Genomic DNA, 18,287 nt, shown 5'->3' on the forward strand with positions numbered 1-18,287 from the left:
AAACTCCCGACTGGGGCGTTGAGTTGTGAAGACATCTGACTTTTGAGAGCGCTCTCAGTCGTAACTCTTGACGCTCCGCCGGAGCATCGTGAAAGTGGTGCGCACCGCAGACGCCCCCACCGCGTCACCTCCCCGGTCCACCCCCCAGATGTCCGTCTGCGGCCCCCACCTCTCGGGAGTACCTCGTGATCTCGCGCAGACTGTTCCTGACCGGCGCCGCCGCCTCCGCGACCGCGCTCACCTATCCCCTCTGGGGCGGCGCCCTGAGCCCGCACGCCTCCGCCGCACCGGCCACCTGCGAACTGGCCCTGGAGAACCGCTCACTGCCGGGCACGGTGAACGCGTACGTGACCGGCCACGAGCAGGGCACCGGCCGCTGGGTGCTGCTACGGGCCGACGGCGGCGTCTACCGCCCCGACTCCCCCGGCGCTCCGCAGACCCCGCTGCCGGTCGACTGCGCCATCCCGCTGAAGGGGGCGGGCGCCGGACCCGTGGTCCTGACACTCCCCCAGATGTACGGGGCGAGGATCTACTTCGTACGCGACGCCAAGCTGGACTTCTACCTCAACCCGGGTCCTTCGCTGGTCGAGCCGGCCTTCGCGACGCCCACCGACCCGAACTACGGGCGGACCTGGTCGTTCTGCGAGTTCACGTTCAACCCGCAGCAGCTGTACGCGAACATCAGCTACGTCGACCTGGTGACCGCGCTGCCGATCGGCCTGAACCTCCAGGGCGACACCACGCACACCGTCGCGCCGCTCCCGGACGGCGCGGTACAGCGGATCGCCGACGGCCTCACCGCCCAGGCCGCCTTGGACGGGCAGCCCTGGGACAAGCTGGTCACCAGAGGCCCGGACGGGAAGGTCCTGCGGGTCGTCTCGCCGCAGAACCTGATGGCCCCGTTCTTCGACCGGCCGGACCAGATGCCGTTCCGCGATCTGTTCACGGCACAGATCGACGAGGTCTGGCAGAAGTACCGCACGACCGACCTGCGGATCGACCTCCAGGGCGGCCGGGGCACCCTGGCCGGCCGGGTCGTCGGTGACACGCTGACGTTCGAGGGCGGCCACACCTTCGCCAAGCCCGCCTCGAAGGACATCTTCACCTGCAACCACGGGCCGTTCACGAACAACCCGGGCGCCTCCGACGACAAGAAGGCGCTGCTGGCCAGGCTCGCGGCGGGCTTCAACCGCTCGATCATGCTCAGCCATCCGCAGCAGCCGAACGGCACCACGGTGGCGGACTACTACCGGGGCGCGGTGACCAACCACTGGTCCCGGATCGTCCACGCCAACTCCCCGATCGGCTACGCGTTCCCGTACGACGACGTACGCCCCGACGGCCAGCCGGACGTCTCCGGAGCCGCGTACGACGGCAACCCGAGGCGCTTCACGGTGAGCGTCGGCTCCTGACCCCACCGTCGCGTACGAGTGCCCCCGTCCCGCCGGACGGGGGCACTCCCGCGTACGGCTCAGCAGCCGCCGCAGTTGTAGTACGTCACGTCCCAGTGGTTGCCCTCGTCCGCGTAGATGTTGCCGGAACCGGACCGGTACTGGGGTGCGCCGTCGCCGCGCACACCTATGTAGGTGAAGACGCCGTGGACGTAGTTGGTGAGGCAGGTGGTCTTGGAGAAGTCGAGCTTGTAGCCGTTCCAGTGCGAGTACGTGCCACTGGCGTGCCCGGTCTCGGTGCCCCCGGTGATGTTCAGCGCGCAGCCGGTGGCGCTCTTGAGCGTCTGGGCGCCCTGGGCACTGGCCAGATTGAGCTGCTCGAACGAGGTGCAGGTGGAGTTGTACCGGTCGGAGCAGCCGCCGGAGGACGACCACGTGATGTTGGAGGAGCGGAACATCGAGGTGGCGGTGGAGTGGCTGATCTTGGTGACGGCGAAGGCGTCGGTCGCGCCTCCGACGACACCGACGCCGGGGGCGAAGAGAGCGCCGAGGACGAGCGCTAGGGCGGTCAGGACGGAGCGGAGCTTCGGACGGTACGACATGGGGGATTCCTCCTGCTCATGACAATCAGAGTGAGGCAGTCGCCTTGCGGCGGGCAGGGCAGATAGTGCCCGAGTTCTACGCGCGTCCGCCAGAGGGCTGCGCCCACCGGATGAGCGGAACGGCTACTTCCGGACCGGCCTGGACCCTTGATGTTGAACTTTGAACTAGATTGGTCTACAGTCAATCTCGTTGAAGGTTAAACAACCTTTCGACAGCCGCTCGATCACGTCCCCCGAGGAGGAGCCATGGCTCTGTTCAACCGCAAGAACAACGACGCCCCGTCCACGACCGCCACGCTCACGGTGGACCCCGCACTGGCCGCCCTGACCGGCGACTACGTGATCGACCCGGCCCACAGCAGCATCGGCTTCACCGTGCGCCACGCCATGGTCACCAACGTGCGCGGATCCTTCGGTGAGCACGAGGGCAGCCTGAAGCTGGACGGCGCCGACCCGGCGAACTCCGCCGCCTCGATCGACGTCAAGATCGCCAGCATCGACACCGGTATCGCGGACCGTGACGGACACCTGGTCAGCGGCGACTTCTTCGACGCCGAGAAGTTCCCGGTCATGTCCTTCCGGTCCACCGGCGCCGAGCAGCTCGGTGGCGACAAGTACCGCGTCACCGGCGACCTCACCATCAAGGACGTCACGCGTCCGCTCGCCATCGACCTGGAGTTCAACGGCTCCGCCACCGACGTCTACGGCAACGAGCGCGTCGGCTTCGAGGGCGGCGCGGACATCCTGCGCTCCGACTGGGGCCTGACCTGGAACGCGGCGCTGGAGACCGGCGGCGTGATGGTCAGCGACAAGGTCAAGCTGAACTTCGACATCTCCGCGATCAAGGCCGCCCCGCAGGCCTGATCCCCGCAGCACCACCGTACGACCGAGCGCGCCCGCCTTCACTCCTCCACCGGGGAGGAAGGCGGGCGCTCGGCGTGTGCGGCCGTCCGCCTCACCGCCGGTACGCGGCCACCGCCTCACGGGTGTCCTCGGCGATCAGGTCCGCGTTGATCGCCGCCGCGGCCTTCAGCCCCGCGCTCGCGGCCCCCATGACCTGCTCCATCAGGCTGGCGACGTTTCCGGCCACCCAGACCCCGGGGACGTGCGTCGCCCCGGCCGGATCGGCGGCGACGTAGGTGCCGACCACGTGCCCGGCCACCTCCTGCTCGGTCGCCGCGAGGCCCAGGCTCAGCAGGACCTGGGAGCGCGCGGTGAAGCGGGGCTGGACGACGAGCGCCTGCCGGGCGATCACCCGTCCGCCGGCCAGCCGCACCCCGGTGAGCCGGTCGTCGGTCACCTCCAGCCCGGTCACCTCCCCGTCCACGACGGCGATGCCCCGGGCGGCGAGCTGCTCGTACTCCTCGTCGGCCGGTTCGGGTCCGGTGTGACGGAAGAGCGTGACGTCCTCGCTCCACTGGCGCCACATCAGCGCCTGGTGCGCGGCCATCGGACTCACGGCGAGGACGCCGACCGGGAGGTCCCTGACCTCCCAGCCGTGGCAGTACGGGCAGTGCAGCACCTCGCGGCCCCACCGTTCGGCCAGGCCCGGCACCGGGGGCAGCTCGTCGGCCAGGCCGGTGGTCACCAGCAGCCGGCGCGCCAAGACAGCGCTCCCGTCCTCGCGTACGACGCGGAAGCCCTCCCCGCCGGGGAGCTTCTCGGCGGAGACCGCGGCGCCATCGGCGAACTCGGCGCCGTACCCGGCCGCCTCCTCGCGCCCGGCTGCCAGGAGTTCCGAGGGGGCGGTGCCCTCACGGCCCAGATAGTTGTGCACGTGGGACGCGGGAGCGTTGCGCGGCCGGCCCGCGTCGATCACCAGCACCGAACGCCTCGCCCTGGACAGGGCCACCGCGCCGCTCAGACCGGCCGCCCCGCCGCCCACCACCACTACGTCGTACCGCTGCTTGTCGTCGTCCATACGAAACACCTCCATGGACGGAGATGGTGCGCGGAGTACCGCTGTACCGACAAGTTAGATTGCCGTAACGGCAAACGCATGGTGTGGCCGAATCTAGTCGTCGTCCGTCGGACCGATCGCCTGCTCCGACCAGATGACCTTGCCCGTGGGCGTGTAGCGGGTGCCCCAGCGTTCGGCGAACTGGGCGACGAGGAACAGACCGCGGCCACCCTCGTCGGTCGTCGCCGCGTAGCGCAGGTGCGGCGAGGTGCTGCTGGTGTCGGAGACCTCGCAGACCAGGCTGCGGTCGTACAGCAGCCGGACCTCGATGGGCCCGGTGCCGTAACGGATGGCGTTGGTGACCAGCTCGCTCAGGATGAGCTCGGTGACGAACGCCTCCTCGTCCAGCCCCCGCTCGCCGAGCCAGCGGGCCACTCCCTTACGCACTCCGGCGACCGCCGAGGGCTCGGGGGCCACCTCCCACCGGGCGACCCGGCCGGAGTCGAGACGGCGGGTGCGGGCCACCAGGAGGGCGACGTCGTCGGTGGGGTGGCTGGGCAGCAGGGCCTCGATCACGTCGTCGCAGGTCTCCTCCGGCGTCCGGTCGGCGTGCGCCAGAGCGGTACGCAGCATGTCGAGGCCGACGTCGAAGTCCCGGTCCCTGCGTTCGACGAGGCCGTCGGTGAAGAGGACGAGACGGCTGCCCTCCGGCACGGCGAACTCGGTCGACTCGAAGGGCATGCCGCCGATCCCGAGCGGCGGGCCGGGAGAGGTCTCGGGGAACTCGACGGTGCCGTCGGGCAGGACCAGCGCCGGGCCGGGGTGCCCGGCCCGGGCCATGCAGCACTTCCCGGAGACCCCGTCGTAGATCGCGTACAGACAGGTGGCCCCGGCGATCCCCGCGTCGGAACCGTCGTCCGTGCCGTCCTGGTCCATCCGGGCGACCAGTTCGTCGAGGTGGCCGAGGAGTTCGTCGGGCGGCAGGTCCAGCGTGGAGAAGTTGTGGACCGTGGTGCGCAGCCGGCCCATCGTGGCCGCCGCGTGCAGCCCGTGACCGACGACGTCGCCGACCACCAGGGCGACCCTGGCTCCGGACAGCGGGATCACGTCGAACCAGTCACCGCCCACGCCCGCCTGGGCGGGCAGATAGCGGTACGCCACGTCGAGCGTGTTCTGATCGGGCACGCGCCTGGGCAGCAGGCTGCGCTGGAGCGTGACGGCCATCTCGTGCTCACGGGTGTAGCGGCGGGCGTTGTCGATGCTCACCGCGGCCCTCGCCACCAGTTCCTCGGCGAAGGAGAGGTCATCCTGGTCGAAGGGTTCCGGGTTCCCCGCGCGCCAGAAGTTGGCCATGCCGAGGATGACGCCGCGCGCGTGCAGCGGTACGGAGATGAGGGAGTGGATGCCGTACTCCAGCACCTTCGCCCCGCGCTCGGGGTCGCGCTGCTGCCAGCGCCGCGCCTCCGACAGGTCGGACTCCATCCAGGTGTGGCCCGTGCTCGTGCCCACGGCGCCCGCGGTGGTGGGCATGAAGCCGACCACCCGGCCGAGCGGGTAGAGGGGGTGGTCGGGGTCGGCGGCCGCGATGGCGGTGCGCCGCATCTCCAGTACGTCCCCCACGGGCGGGGGCGGCTCCTCGCCGCGCAGGACGGCGTCGGCGAGGTCGACGGAGGCGAAGTCGGCGAACCCCGGGGTCGCCACCTCCGTCAGCTCCTCGGCCGTCCGGGTGACGTCGAGGGTGGTGCCGATCCGCTCACCGGCCTCGTACAGGAGCAGCAGACGTTCCCGTACCTGTTCCGCCGTACCGGTGACGGCGCGCAGCTCGGTGGTGTCCCGCAGGGTGGCGACCGTGCTGGGCGGGCCGCCGTGCGGGTCGGTGGGGCGGAGGTTGATGGCCAGCAGCCGGTTTCCGGCCCGCCGCACCTCGTCCGTGACGCTCCTGCCGGAGGCCAGCAGTTCGGCGGTTCCGTCGTCCAGGCCCAGGGCGCTCACCAGCCGGCCCTCGGCGTCCGCGGGCAGATCGAGGAGCCGGCGGGCCTCGTCGTTGGCGAGCAGCAGCCGGCCGTCGGGCCCGATGATGAGCACCCCTTCGCGGACCGCGTGCAGCACGGCGTCGTGGTGCTCGTACATCCGGGTCATCCCGGCCGGCCCGAGCCCGTGCGTCTGGCGGCCCAGGCGCCTGCTGACCAGTGCGGCGCCGCCCGCGGCGAGGACGAGTGCCACTCCCGCCGCACCGATGCTGAACGGGATGCTCCGGTCCGCCACGCTCTCCACGGAGCCCACCGTGATGCCCACGGACACCAACCCGGCGACGGAGCCGTCCGGCCGGGGGACGGGCACCACCGAGTTGACCGCGAGTCCGCGGGCTCCCTCGAAGGTCCGGGTGAACGGCTCGCCCGCCAGGGCCTTGCGGTACGGGCCGATGAGGCGCTTGCCGATCAGCTCGGGGTCCGGGTGCGTGAGCCGGATCGCCCGGCGGTCTGAGACGACCACGTAGTCGACCCCGGCCTTCTCGCGGACCTGCTCGGCCAGCGGCTGGAGGACGGCCGTGGGGTCGGGGCCGTCCATCGCCGCCACGAGGCCCGGTGCGTGGGCGAAGGTCTCCGCGACGCCCAGGGTGTGGAGCCTGGCCTCCTGCATGGTGTCGCGCCGGCCCTGGACCACCAGCGCGACGGCGGCGGCGGACACGAGCAGCACCACGAGGCCCAGCATGAGGCAGAAGACCTGTCCGGCCACCGTGCGCACGTTGAACAGCGCCCGCGCCCCGCCGCGCACGGGCTTCTCCGCTCCGCCGTTGCCGGGCAGCGGCCGTTCGGCATGGGCCGGGCCGCCGTCGCCGTGCTGATGCGGCCGCCGAGCGGGGCGACGGAACCACGCCCGGAATCGACCGGAACCCCACATAAGATCAGGTCTAGCACGGATCGCACCTTCCCGAACGGTGCGGTCAGCTCGTCTAGAAGCCGCCGCCCCCGTCGAATCCTCCGCCGCCGAAGCCGCCGCCGTCCCCGAATCCTCCGCCGTCGCCGAAGCCGCCGAAGTCCGACGAGTTGAAGTCCGAGCCGGAGACGTCGCCGCCGCCCCATTCACCGCCGGAGCCCGCGCCGAATTCTCCGCCGCCGTACTCAGCGGCGTACGCGGGCGTCGCCAGCATCGAGCCGAGCATCGTGCCCACCAGCAGGCCCGGCAGCAGTCCGCCGCCGAAGTAGCCGCCCGCCCAGGGGCCGTACGCCGGTCCCGCCTCCCAGTACGGGCGGCGGCGGCCGTCCCCGACGTCGACGGTGCGGCTCATCGGGTCCTCGCCCTCGCGGAGCCGGAGTTCGTCCGCGCCGCAGACCGGGACCTCGCGCCCCGCGCCGCCGGACGGCGTCCACAGGACGTCGGCGACCGAGGGGCCGTGCCGGGGGTCGAAGAAGCAGGGCGGGCGGCGGGCGGGGAGTTCCGCGCCCGTCCTGCGGGCCTCCAGGACGGCGAGGGAGTACCGGCCGTCCTCCAGGGCCTGGGTGACGCCGCGCACCTCGGAGGGGTGCTGGGCGCGCTCCATCCTCGTCTTGGCGCTCTCGTACGAATCGAGCGCGCGCTCGTAGTCGGCGCGCATCGTGTCGTCGGCGCGTGGTTCGGCGGGGTGGAAGTCGAGCCGTTCCAGGGTTTCGCCGTACGCGGTGATGTCCTCATCGACGACGACCCGCAGCTTTTCGAGCGCGGCCCTCTCCTCCTCCGCCTTGCGGAGCCGGTTGCGGCGGACGATCGCGTACGCGCCGGCGCCGCCGGCCACGGCCACCGCGCCGAGCGCGATCAGGCCGGTCGCGGAGGGCCCCGCGTCACCCGCGGCCCCACCGGACCAGGAAGCGGGCGCGTTGCCCCGGGCCTGTTCGACGGCCTGGTCCACGAAGGCGTTGAGCTGCTTCGCCGCGTCCGCGCCGCTGTCCTGCGTCTTCACGGAGGCGACCAGGTTGTCGACGGCCCGGACCGGCATCACGCTGCGGTCCGCGCCGGCGTCGAAGCCGTCGCCGAGCCGGACCGCGTAGAGGCCGGTGATCCCGGTGTCGTTGCGCAGGTTGGCGAGGAGGCCCTCGGCGGGGAAGTCGGAGGACTGCGGCAGGACGGCCACGAACACCGGCTTGTCGGCGTCCTCGATCTTCTTCTCCAGGGCGTCCGCCTCGGACGAGGAGAGCTGGCCGGCCGCCGCCGGGTCGACGTAGACCGGGCCCTGGCGCAGGGCCCGGGCGGCGTCGTCGATCGCGGTGGGGGCGGACGCGGCGGGGGACATGGCCAGCACGGCCGCCGAGAGCATCAGCAGCAGGCAGGCCCACAGGGGCACGAACAGCCTCTTCCGCATACTCCGAAAGTAGCCCAAGTGGGCGACAAATGCGCCGCCCACTTGGGTTCCTTTTGTACTGTTACGTGCTTACGCGGCGCGGTAGGCCGCGCGGAGCTTCGCCATCGCTCCCGTGAGATCACCCGTGAGCAGCAGGTGGTCGGCGTCGGCGAACGGCCTGGACACCGCCGCGGTCACCTCGCCCCGGGTCTTCTCCTGGACCAGCAGCCTGGCCCGGTCCACGATCGCCTTGCCCTGCGGGGTCTTTCCGAGGCCCGCCTTCTCCGCGACGTGCGCGGCGACGGCGAGGGCGGAGAGGGTGACTTCGCCGCCCGCCGGGGGCTTCGTCAGCGTGGTCAGCCCCCAGCCGTAGGGAAACTGCGGGTCGTAGGCCGCGTCACCGACGTTGATCGGCAGCTGTGCCTCGGACTTCGGCCAGGTCACCGGAAGCTGTCCGGTGAAGGCCCGCTTGCCGTACAGGACGTCGGCCACCCCGTCGCCCTCCGTGCCCGGCAGCCAGGAGGCCACGAGGGCGTCGATGGAGCCGAGCTGGTCCCCGATGAGCTGCGGGCGGCCGGAGACGATCAGGACGGCGCACTTCATGGCGGCGCAGACCGTGTCCACGGCCGCCCGGTCGGCGGCCGTCAGCTCCAGGTCGTGGCCGTTGCCGACGTCGCCGATGCCTTCGGCGTACGGCGTCTCACCGACGACCACGACTCCGACGTCGTAGCCGTCCGTGGGGGCGGAGGCGTCCTTGGAGTACGTGGCCGAGGGGGCGTTCTTGCGGATGCCCTCCAGGATCGTCGTACCCGTGGTGATCTTCCCGGACGAGCCCTGCCAGCTGACGGTCCAGCCGCCGGCCTGGTTGCCGAGGTCGTCGGCGTTGGACCCGGCGACGTAGACCTTCTGGGACGGCTCGATCGGGAGGACCGCGCCGTCGTTCTTCAGCAGCACCTGGGACTTGGCGGCCGCCTCGCGGGCGACGGCGCGGTGTGCGGCCGAGCCGACCTCGTCCAGGTGGGCCGGGTCCGCGTACGGCTTCTCGAACAGCCCCAGCCGGAACTTCTGGGTCAGGATGCGGGAGACCGCGTCGTCGATCCGGGCCTGGCCGATCCGGCCCGCGGTGACCTCGTCCTGGAGCGTCTTCGTGAAGTCCTGGTACGCGGTCGGCACCATGATCATGTCGAGTCCGGCGTTGACCGACGTACGGACGTCACTGGCGTAGTCCCCGGGGATCTGGTCGATGGCCTGCCAGTCGCTGATGACGAAGCCCTCGAAGCCCATCCGGTCCTTGAGCACCCCGTTGATCATCTCGGCGTTCGCGTGCATCTTCACCGGGCCCGCGTCGTCGCCGATGATGTCGAGCGAGGAGTAGGACGGCATGACCGTGCCGACGCCCCGCTCGACGGCCTCGGCGAACGGCGCGAGGTGCACCGCTTCGAGCTCCTCGCGGGTGACCTTCGTGACGCCCTGGTCGATCGTGTACGCGCCCGTGGTGGACGAGCCGAACTCCGTGCCGCCGTCGCCGACGAAGTGCTTGGCGCTGGCCAGCACCTTGTCGTCACGGTCCAGGTCCTTGCCCGACGGGCTGCCCTGCATGCCCCTGATGACCGTCTCCATGGCTTCGACCAGGGCAGGGTCCTCGCCGTACGCCTCGTAGGAACGGCCCCAGCGCTCGTCGCGGGTCACACAGACGCACGGGGCGAAGTCCCAGGGGATGCCCGTCGCGCGGACCTCGCTCGCGGTGACCGCACCGGTCTTCTCGGCGAGCTTCGGGTCGCGGCCCGCGCCGATGCCGATGTTGTGCGGCATGATCGTCGAGCCGATGACGTTGTTGTGGCCGTGCACCGCGTCCACGCCGTAGATCAACGGGATCTGGAAGCGGGTCGCCTGGGCGCGCAGCTGGTAGGCGTCGACCATTTTGGCCCAGGCCGCAGCGGTGTTCGGGGTGGGTACGGAGCCACCGCCGGAGAGCAGCGAGCCGAGGTCGTACGCGGCGATGTCGCCCTGCGACTTCAGCGCGTTGCGCTCGGCCTGGGTCATCTGGCCGGCCTTCTCGGCGGGCGACATCCGCGCCACCAGGTCGGCGACGCGCTTCTTCACCGGAAGCTTCGCGTTCTGGTACGGGAGTCCGTGGGCGTCGATGACGACCTGCGGGTTCTCCTTGGGCGGCTTGGCCCCGGTGACGGTGAGTTCGACCGGGATCGTCTCCGCCGACTCCGCGTCCCCGTCCTTCGCGGTGGCCACGGCGACCGTGTGCGAGGTACCGGACGCGGTGCCCGCGGGGAAGGTGTGGGTGCCGGTGACTGGTGTGTAGTCGGCGCCCGGCGCGGCGCTGCCGCCCTTGGTCGTGTACGCGACGGTGACGGGCTCCTCGATGGGGAGGGAGCCGGTGGTCGCGACGGAGATCTCGATGTCCGCCGTGGCACCCTCCTTCACCGGGTGCACGGCCGAGTCGATGACGACGCTCGACTTCAGTGCCGGGTCGGGCTTCCCGTACAGCTCGACGCCGTCCATGGCGAACGCGCCGGGGCCGCCGGTCGGCAGTGTGAGGGCGTAGCCCCACATCTCGTCGAGGCCGAGGATCTGGTCGATGCCGCCGACGGGCTGGTAGTCGGTCCGGTAGACGAAGTCCGCGAACGGGATCTCGACCTGGTGCCAGCCCTCCCAGTCGTCGGTGAAGGAGGTGGTCCACAGCTCGGACGCGCCGCCGTTGGCGCCGCCGTCCTTGATCTCGAAGTTGATCCGCCTGCCCGAACCGGGGGGCAGCGGCGCGGTGTTCTGTCCGTACCACCAGAAGCGGATGCCCTTGTGGGTGGTCCAGTTCTTCGGCGGCTGGTCCACGGCGAACTCATGGCTGAGCCCGCCCCAGGCACTGATGTCGTAGGTGCCTCGCAGGACCTTGGCGCCCTCGGGCGCGTCGGCCCGCTCCTCCAGCTCCAGCTTCGGCTGGTCGTCGGCGTCACCGCCCCAGGTGAACAGCGAGTCGGCGGGCGGGTTGCCGAACGGGACCTCGCCCTCGAACCGGTCGACGAGGACCGGCGCGGGGTCGTCTCCTTCGGCTGCGGCGCTGGGGACGGCTCCGGCGAGCAGTCCGGCGAGGACCGTGACGGCGGCGAGCGCGGCCGTCGCCGGTCTTGCCCTGTGGCGGGCGCGGGCGTGCGGGGTTCGTGGCATTGCGGCTCCAGTGAGGGCTGTGGGCTCCGAAGGAAGCGTCGGAGCGGCGAGTGGGCGGGAGGAATCCGGGAGGGTAGGTCCGGGGGGAGAGCGGGGCCGGCCGGGGAGGGCCGGTGCGTTACGGCGCCGAGTGGCGCACGACCAGTTCCGTGGGCAGCACCACCGGTTCGTCCGGGACGGCGGTGCCGCCGAGGTGCGCGAGCAGCATCCGTGCCGCCGTTTCCCCCATCCGCCGGGTGGGCTGGCGCACGGTGGTCAGCGGCGGTTCGGTGTGTTCGGCCACCGGGATGTCGTCGAAGCCGACCACCGCGACGTCGTCGGGAACGCGGCGGCCGGCCGCGCGCAGGGCCCTCAGCACGCCCACCGCGCTGATGTCGTTGTGCGCGAATACCGAGTCGAACTCGGCTCCGGACGCGAGGAGTTGCTCCATCGCGAGCCGGCCACCGTGTTCGGTGAAGTCTCCGCGCACGACCGGGGCGGCGGGCAGGACCGAGCTGAACCCCCGCATCCGGTCGCGTACGCAGCCGAAGTCCTGGGGGCCCGTCACGACCAGGGGCCGGGTGCGGCCGGAGTCCCTCAGGTGACGGGCGGCCGAGGCGCCTCCCTCGTGGTTGGTGGTCACGACGGAGGGGAACTCGGGATGGTGGCCGCGGTCGTCGATGAGCACGATGGGCAGGCCCGCCCGGTGCAGTGCGGTGAGATGGCCCAGGGTGTTCTCCGGTTCGACGACGACGAGCCCGTCGAAGGCGCGCGCCGACACCTGGTCCGTGAACCGCCGCACGGACTCCGCGCCGCGGTTGCAGGTGAAGAGCAGCAGCCCGTAGTCGGCGGCCTCGACCGTGTCGACGACGCCCTGGAGCAGTTCGCCCATCCACGGCCAGGTCAGCGAGGGCACCAGCATGCCGACCGTACGACTGCTGCCACGGGCCAGTCCGACCGCTCCCGAGCTGGGTACATAGCCGAGTCCTGCGATCACTTCCCGAACACGGTCGGCCGTGGAAGCATCCACGTCCGCCTTGCCGTTGACGACGCGCGACACCGTTGTCTTGCTCACGCCGGCCGCCTGGGCGACATCGGCGATGGTGACACGCATCGAGGCCTCCGTGGGCACGGCGGAGCAGGGCGGAAATCACGGCTCCGGTACCGGTTCCGCAACCGCTGCCGGAACCGGTTCCGTCGTCGCGGCTGGAGTTAACCGCGCCGAAAAGGTGCCGTCAATACTTCACACCGAGATAGGTCCGTACCCATTCCCCCACCTGGCCGGACGCATTGTCCGTTCAATTCCTGAACACACACGCTCTTGACGCGGACACGTAAGACGGTTTCACTCTCGCCACGATCGACGGCACACCCCACACCCCTGCCGAGAAAGGCAGCAGCCATGATCCGAACAAGCAGAGCGGCGAGAGTCCTTGTCGCCGCGGCGCTCGCGACCGCAGGTCTGACCGGGCTCTCCTCCGGTACCGCGCAAGCAGCAGGCGAGAGCGTGAACATCGCGCTGACCACCACGGACGACTCCGGCGGCCGTCATGTCACCCGTGGCCTCCAGGCCCAGACGCCGATCGCCTTCGGCGCGGGGAACGGCGGCTCGGGCACGAACATCACGGTCGACGAGAACACCCGCTACCAGACCTTCACCGGCGGCGGCGCCTCGTTCACCGACACCGCGGCCTGGCTGATGAAAGGCAGCGGCGCGCTCAGCCAGTCGACCCGCGACGCGACGATGAGGAAGCTGTTCTCCCCCACCGACGGCATCGGGCTCTCGTTCGTACGCAATCCGATGGGCGGGTCCGACCTCGCCAGGTTCGGCTACACGTACGACGACATGCCCGCCGGGCAGACCGACCCGAACCTCGCCAACTTCTCGATCGCACACGATCTGCAGGACGTGCTGCCGCTCACCAAGCAGGCCAAGCAGCTCAATCCCGCGCTGACGACGGTCGCGTCCCCGTGGACCGCGCCGGCCTGGATGAAGGACAACGGGCAGCTGAACGGCGGCTGGCTGAAGGCCGAGAACTACGGTGCGTACGCCAACTACTTCGTGAAGTACCTCCAGGCCTACAAGGACCAGGGCATCGCGGTCGACTACGTCACCGCGCAGAACGAACCCACCTGTTGCTCCGGCTACCCGTCCATGAGCTGGAACGGCGCGGGACTCGCCTACTTCACCAAGAGCGAGCTGCTGCCGAAGCTCCAGTCGGCGGGGCTGGCCACCAAGGTGCTCGCCCACGACTGGAACTGGGACACCTACGACGCCTACGCGGCGGCCACCGTGGACGACGCTGCCGTGCGCAGCCACCCCAACTTCGGCGGGATCGCCTGGCACGGCTACGGCGGTGACATCGCCAAGCAGACCACCGTGCACAACCAGTACCCGCAGCTGGACGCCTTCCAGACCGAGCACTCGGGCGGCACCTGGATCGCCGACCAGCAGCGCGAGGACATGCTCAACATCATCGACTACACCAGGAACTGGGCGAAGTCGGTGACCAAGTGGTCGCTGGCCGTGGACCAGAACCGGGGCCCGCACAACGGCGGCTGCGGCACCTGCGACGGGCTGATCACCGTGCACAACGGGGACAGCAGGCACGGGCAGGTCGACTACACGGTCGAGTACTACACGATGGGCCACCTGACGAAGTTCGTGCGGCCCGGAGCCTCACGCATCGCCTCCACCGCCAGCTCGACGGTGCCCAACGTCGCCTGGCGCAACCCCGACGGCTCCAAGGCACTGATCGCCTACAACGGTTCGGCCTCCGCCCAGCAGGTGACCGTCAACTGGGGCGGGCAGAAGTTCACCTACTCGCTTCCGGGCCGCACCTCGGCGACCTTCACCTGGTCGGGGACCCAGTCCGGCTCGACCGGCAGCACCGGCGCCCTGGCCGGCATCGGCGGGAAGTGCCTGGACGCCACGGGCAACACCGGCGCGGACGGCACGCCCGTCCAGATCTGGGACTGCACCGGCGCGGCCAACCAGCGCTGGAACCTCCCGGGCGACGGTTCCGTGCGGGTGCTCGGCGCCTGCCTGGACGTGACCTCGGGGTCCACGGCCGATGGGGCGAAGGTCCAGCTGTACACCTGCAACGGGACGGGTGCGCAACGCTGGACGTACAACCCGGCGACCGGGGACCTCGTCAACACGGCCGCGAACAAATGCCTCGACGTGACCGGCCAGTCCTCGGCGAACGGGACCCGCACCCAGATCTGGACCTGCACCGGAGCCGCCAACCAGAAGTGGCGGCTCCAGTGAGGAACCCCTAGTCGAGGGGCTCGACGCCGGCCCGCAGCAGGCCGTAGGTGTACGCGTCCTCCAGTGACTGCCAGGAGGCCGCGATGATGTTTTCCGCGACCCCCACCGTCGACCAGTCGCCGGCCCCGTCACCCGTGGTGATCAGCACCCGGGTGGTGGAGTCGGTGCCGGTCGTGCCCTCCAGGATGCGGACCTTGTAGTCGACCAGCTCCAGCTTGGCCAGCTGCGGGTAGATCCGCTCCAGGCCGACGCGCAGCGCCCGGTCCAGGGCGTTGACCGGCCCGTTGCCCTCCGCGGTGGCGACGATGCGCTCGCCCTTGGCCCAGAGCTTCACGGTCGCCTCGTTGGCGTGCGTGCCGTCGGGGCGGTCCTCGGTGATGACGCGCCAGGACTCCGTACGGAAGTAGCGGCGGGCGCGGCCCTCGACCTCGCTGCGCAGCAGGAGTTCGAAGGAGGCGTCGGCCGCCTCGTACGTGTAGCCCTTGAGCTCGCGCTCCTTGACCCGGGCCACCACCCGCCCGACGAGCTCGCGGTCTCCCCCGAGATCGATGCCGAGCTCCTTGCCCTTGAGCTCGATCGAGGCACGGCCCGCCATGTCGGAGACGAGCATCCGCATGGTGTTGCCGACGAGCTCCGGATCGATGTGCTGGTACAGATCCGGGTCGACCTTGATCGCGGAAGCGTGCAGTCCGGCCTTGTGGGCGAAGGCGGAGACGCCCACGTAGGGCTGATGGGTGGAGGGCGTCAGGTTGACGACCTCGGCGATGGCGTGGGAGATCCGGGTCATGTCGGCGAGCGCGCCCTCGGGCAGGACGGTCTTGCTGTACTTGAGTTCCAGGGCGGCGACGACGGGGAAGAGGTTGGCGTTGCCGACCCGTTCGCCGTATCCGTTGGCCGTGCACTGGACGTGGGTGGCGCCCGCGTCGACGGCGGCGAGGGTGTTGGCCACGGCGCAGCCGGTGTCGTCCTGGGCGTGGATACCGAGGCGGGCCCCGGTGTCCGCGAGGACGGTGGCGACGACGGCCTGGATCTGGGCGGGAAGCATCCCGCCGTTGGTGTCGCAGAGGATGACGACATCGGCGCCCGCCTCGGACGCGGCCCGGACCACGGCCTTGGCGTACTCGGCGTTGGCGCGGTAGCCGTCGAAGAAGTGCTCGCAGTCGACGAAGACGCGCCGGCCCTGCGCGCGGAGGTGGGAGACGGTGTCGCGGACCATCTCCAGGTTCTCCTCCAGAGTGGTGCGCAGCGCCAGTTCGACATGCCGGTCGTGGGACTTGGCGACCAGGGTGATCACGGGCGCACCGGATTCGAGGAGCGCCGCGACCTGCGGGTCGTCGGCCGCGCTGCCGCCCGCCCTGCGGGTCGCCCCGAACGCGACCAGCTGGGCGTTGGCGAACTGGATCTCCTGCGCCGCGCGGGCGAAGAACTCGGTGTCACGCGGGTTGGCGCCCGGCCAGCCGCCCTCGATGAAGCCGACGCCGAAGTCGTCCAGATGCCGGGCAATGGTCAGCTTGTCCGCGACCGTCAGGTTGATGCCTTCACGCTGTGCACCGTCGCGCAGTGTGGTGTCGAAGACATGGAAGCTGTCGTCGGTGGCCTTGGCCTTGGTGGTCATGCTGTCTGACTCCTGTCGGATGAGTGGATACCGGACGATCGGGCTCCACTTGCCCCCATCATCCCGCGCGCGGCGCCCCGGCCGAGGTGAGGGCCGGAAAACGAAAAAACCTCTCGCGGGTGCGAGAGGTCTGCGCGCGGGTCTGGGGCACGGTGTCCGCGCCGTACGTGGTGGTACGGGACGGTCACTGCGGACCGGCGCGCCTGTTGCCAATAATCATGACGAACGAGGACACGGACGCAGTCTTGCACAGCGCCGCCCCCGTGCCCCGGCCCGTCTCAGGATGCGGTCGTGACGTCCGTCGCAGGCGGCTCTCGCACCGGTCGGCGCGTTCACGCGCCGGGGAACGGGAACAGCGCGTCCCGCAGGAACTCCCGCACATGGGACAGGACCTGCTCGCGTCCCGTACCCGGTATGCCGACGGCGACATGGACGCTGAATCCGTCGAGCAGGGCCCGCAGCCGTGAGGCGAAACGGTCCGGGTCCACCGCCCGGAACTCGCCGCGCGAGATCCCCTCGGCGAGGAGCGCCACCAGATCCCGGTGCCAGGCTCCCTCAATCGCGGCCTGCCGTCCGCGCGCGTCGGCGTCGGCGTTCTGCGAGCGGTTCCAGACCTCCAGCCAGAGCGTCCAGTGGGGGTCGCGCGGGCCTTCGGGTACGTACAGATCGACGTACGCGTCGAGCCGCTCGGCGACCGGCGCCTGCCGGGAGAGCAGGGCGCTGCGCTCGGCGCCGAGCCGGCCCTCGCTCCATTCCAGGGTCTGGAGGAGCAGTTCGTCCTTGGACCGGAAGTAGTAGAGGAGGTGCCCGCTGCTCATCCCGACCTCGCGCCCGAGCCCGGCCATGGTCAGCCCGTCGAGTCCGCGCTCGGCGATGGTGGCCATGGCCGCGACGAGCACGGACTCCCGGGGCGGGGCGATATTGCGCCGGCGGGCGGGTGGCGGGGTCATGCGGCGCCCGGCGCGCAGAGCATCTCGTTCACCCGTACGTTCTACCGGATACGCGGCTCAGCCGTGCACGGCCGGCTGCTGCTGGGTGATGCAGTGGATGCCGCCGCCGCCCGCGAAGATCGTCCGGGCGTCGACCAGCTCGACCGTACGGCCGGGGTGGAGACGGCGGAAGATCGCCGCGGCGTGCTCGTCGCGCGGGTCGTCGAAGGCGCACAGCACCACGCCGCCGTTGCAGAGGTAGTGGTTGATGTAGGAGTAGTCGACCCACTGGCCGTCCGCGTCCTGCACCGCCGTCGGGGCCGGGACCTCGATCACTTCCAGGCTGCGGCCCTTCGCGTCCGTCTGCGCCCTGAGCATCTCCACGTTCTCCTGGCAGAGCACGTGGTCCGGGTGGGACGGGTCGGGCTGGGTGTGGGCCACGACGACCCCGGGGGCGGCGAAGGCGGCGACGATGTCGACATGGCCGAGGGTGCCGTAGCCGTGCGGCGGGTAGTCGCCGGTGAGGCCGCGCTTCAGCCAGATCGCCTTCGTGGTGCCGAGCTTGGCGTGGATCTCCGCCTCGGCCTCCGCCTTGGTCCACCCGGGGTTGCGCTCGGGGCCCAGCTGCACCGTCTCGGTGAGCAGGACGGTTCCCTCGCCGTCGACATGGATACCGCCGCCCTCGTTGACCAGGGGCGAGCTGTGCACGGGTACGCCCGCGAGGTCCGCGACATGGCGGGCGATCTTCGCGTCGTGCTCCCAGGTGGCCCAGTCCTGTGCGCCCCAGCCGTTGAACACCCAGTCGACGGCTGCCAGCCGGGTGCCGTCGGTGACGAAGGTGGGACCGATGTCCCGCATCCAGGCGTCGTCCAGCTCGCGCTCGACCACTTCGATGTCCGGGCCGAGGAGGCCGCGGGCCTCCTCCGACTGGCCGGGGCCGACGACCATCGTCACCGGCTCGAAGCGGCGTACGGCCCGGGCGACCGAGGCCCACGCCTCGCGGGACGCGGCGAGGTCGTCACCGGAGAAGGTGACGTTGGGGCCCGGCCACGCCATCCAGGTCCGCTCGTGCGGGGCCCACTCCGGCGGCATACGGAAGCTCATGTCG

General features: G+C 70.9%; 12 protein-coding genes. 3 read left to right on the plus strand and 9 right to left on the minus strand.

Annotation, left to right across the window (positions count from 1 at the left end; genetic code table 11):
* Positions 1 to 185: 185 nt before the first annotated feature.
* Positions 186 to 1,412, plus strand: coding sequence for a glycoside hydrolase family 64 protein (locus tag AC07FA_RS29155; protein WP_479079278.1), 1,227 nt, complete (start codon positions 186 to 188; stop codon positions 1,410 to 1,412).
* Between the two features lie 59 nt (positions 1,413 to 1,471).
* Here the strand turns inward: AC07FA_RS29155 and AC07FA_RS29160 are convergent, their stop codons facing one another.
* Positions 1,472 to 1,993 carry a hypothetical protein gene (locus AC07FA_RS29160; protein WP_479079279.1) on the minus strand — a complete coding sequence of 174 codons (522 nt, stop codon included), beginning with the start codon at positions 1,991 to 1,993 and terminating at the stop codon, positions 1,472 to 1,474.
* A gap of 246 nt (positions 1,994 to 2,239) precedes the next feature.
* Between AC07FA_RS29160 and AC07FA_RS29165 the strand changes: the two genes are divergently transcribed.
* Positions 2,240 to 2,857, plus strand: coding sequence for a YceI family protein (locus tag AC07FA_RS29165; RefSeq protein WP_479079280.1), 618 nt, complete (start codon positions 2,240 to 2,242; stop codon positions 2,855 to 2,857).
* A gap of 91 nt (positions 2,858 to 2,948) precedes the next feature.
* On the opposite strand, the gene AC07FA_RS29170 is transcribed toward AC07FA_RS29165, so the two are convergent.
* The 5 genes from AC07FA_RS29170 to AC07FA_RS29190 form a co-directional block, all read right to left on the minus strand.
* The gene (locus tag AC07FA_RS29170) at positions 2,949 to 3,914 is read right to left on the minus strand and encodes an NAD(P)/FAD-dependent oxidoreductase (protein ID WP_479079281.1); all 966 of its coding nucleotides are present in this window, start codon (positions 3,912 to 3,914) and stop codon (positions 2,949 to 2,951) included.
* 93 nt (positions 3,915 to 4,007) lie between these two features.
* Positions 4,008 to 6,794 (minus strand): SpoIIE family protein phosphatase, encoded by a 2,787-nt coding sequence (locus AC07FA_RS29175; protein ID WP_479079282.1) that lies wholly within the window; start codon positions 6,792 to 6,794, stop codon positions 4,008 to 4,010.
* A 52-nt stretch (positions 6,795 to 6,846) separates the two neighbouring features.
* Positions 6,847 to 8,229 (minus strand): hypothetical protein, encoded by a 1,383-nt coding sequence (locus AC07FA_RS29180; RefSeq protein WP_479079283.1) that lies wholly within the window; start codon positions 8,227 to 8,229, stop codon positions 6,847 to 6,849.
* A 69-nt stretch (positions 8,230 to 8,298) separates the two neighbouring features.
* A complete protein-coding gene (locus AC07FA_RS29185; RefSeq protein ID WP_479079284.1) occupies positions 8,299 to 11,385 on the minus strand; it encodes a glycoside hydrolase family 3 N-terminal domain-containing protein in 3,087 nt (1,028 codons plus the stop codon).
* A gap of 118 nt (positions 11,386 to 11,503) precedes the next feature.
* Positions 11,504 to 12,478, minus strand: coding sequence for a LacI family DNA-binding transcriptional regulator (locus AC07FA_RS29190; protein WP_479079285.1), 975 nt, complete (start codon positions 12,476 to 12,478; stop codon positions 11,504 to 11,506).
* A 288-nt stretch (positions 12,479 to 12,766) separates the two neighbouring features.
* On the opposite strand from AC07FA_RS29190, the gene AC07FA_RS29195 reads away from it, so the two are divergent.
* Positions 12,767 to 14,635: a ricin-type beta-trefoil lectin domain protein gene (locus AC07FA_RS29195; RefSeq protein WP_479079286.1), complete on the plus strand. Its 1,869-nt coding sequence runs from the start codon at positions 12,767 to 12,769 to the stop codon at positions 14,633 to 14,635.
* Positions 14,636 to 14,642: 7 nt separating this feature from the next.
* Here the strand turns inward: AC07FA_RS29195 and cimA are convergent, their stop codons facing one another.
* From cimA to AC07FA_RS29210, 3 genes are all read right to left on the minus strand, one after another.
* Positions 14,643 to 16,250 carry a citramalate synthase gene (gene cimA / locus AC07FA_RS29200; protein ID WP_479079287.1) on the minus strand — a complete coding sequence of 536 codons (1,608 nt, stop codon included), beginning with the start codon at positions 16,248 to 16,250 and terminating at the stop codon, positions 14,643 to 14,645.
* Positions 16,251 to 16,582: 332 nt separating this feature from the next.
* The gene (locus AC07FA_RS29205; protein WP_479079288.1) at positions 16,583 to 17,200 is read right to left on the minus strand and encodes a TetR/AcrR family transcriptional regulator; all 618 of its coding nucleotides are present in this window, start codon (positions 17,198 to 17,200) and stop codon (positions 16,583 to 16,585) included.
* 57 nt (positions 17,201 to 17,257) lie between these two features.
* On the minus strand, positions 17,258 to 18,283 hold the full coding sequence (locus AC07FA_RS29210) for an agmatine deiminase family protein (protein WP_479079289.1): 1,026 nt from the start codon (positions 18,281 to 18,283) through the stop codon (positions 17,258 to 17,260).
* Between the last annotated feature and the right edge of the window lie 4 nt (positions 18,284 to 18,287).

It is taken from the genome of Streptomyces sp. NPDC045968 (assembly GCF_056430475.1).

Coding starts and splice junctions, on each gene's coding strand:
- AC07FA_RS29160 (WP_479079279.1), bottom strand. CDS start 1,993: ATGTCGTACCGTCCGAAGCTCCGCTCCGTCCTGACCGCCCTAGCGCTC.
- AC07FA_RS29165 (WP_479079280.1), top strand. CDS start 2,240: ATGGCTCTGTTCAACCGCAAGAACAACGACGCCCCGTCCACGACCGCC.
- AC07FA_RS29170 (WP_479079281.1), bottom strand. CDS start 3,914: ATGGACGACGACAAGCAGCGGTACGACGTAGTGGTGGTGGGCGGCGGG.
- AC07FA_RS29175 (WP_479079282.1), bottom strand. CDS start 6,794: ATGTGGGGTTCCGGTCGATTCCGGGCGTGGTTCCGTCGCCCCGCTCGG.
- AC07FA_RS29180 (WP_479079283.1), bottom strand. CDS start 8,229: ATGCGGAAGAGGCTGTTCGTGCCCCTGTGGGCCTGCCTGCTGCTGATG.
- AC07FA_RS29185 (WP_479079284.1), bottom strand. CDS start 11,385: ATGCCACGAACCCCGCACGCCCGCGCCCGCCACAGGGCAAGACCGGCG.
- AC07FA_RS29190 (WP_479079285.1), bottom strand. CDS start 12,478: ATGCGTGTCACCATCGCCGATGTCGCCCAGGCGGCCGGCGTGAGCAAG.
- AC07FA_RS29195 (WP_479079286.1), top strand. CDS start 12,767: ATGATCCGAACAAGCAGAGCGGCGAGAGTCCTTGTCGCCGCGGCGCTC.
- cimA (WP_479079287.1), bottom strand. CDS start 16,250: ATGACCACCAAGGCCAAGGCCACCGACGACAGCTTCCATGTCTTCGAC.
- AC07FA_RS29205 (WP_479079288.1), bottom strand. CDS start 17,200: ATGACCCCGCCACCCGCCCGCCGGCGCAATATCGCCCCGCCCCGGGAG.
- AC07FA_RS29210 (WP_479079289.1), bottom strand. CDS start 18,283: ATGAGCTTCCGTATGCCGCCGGAGTGGGCCCCGCACGAGCGGACCTGG.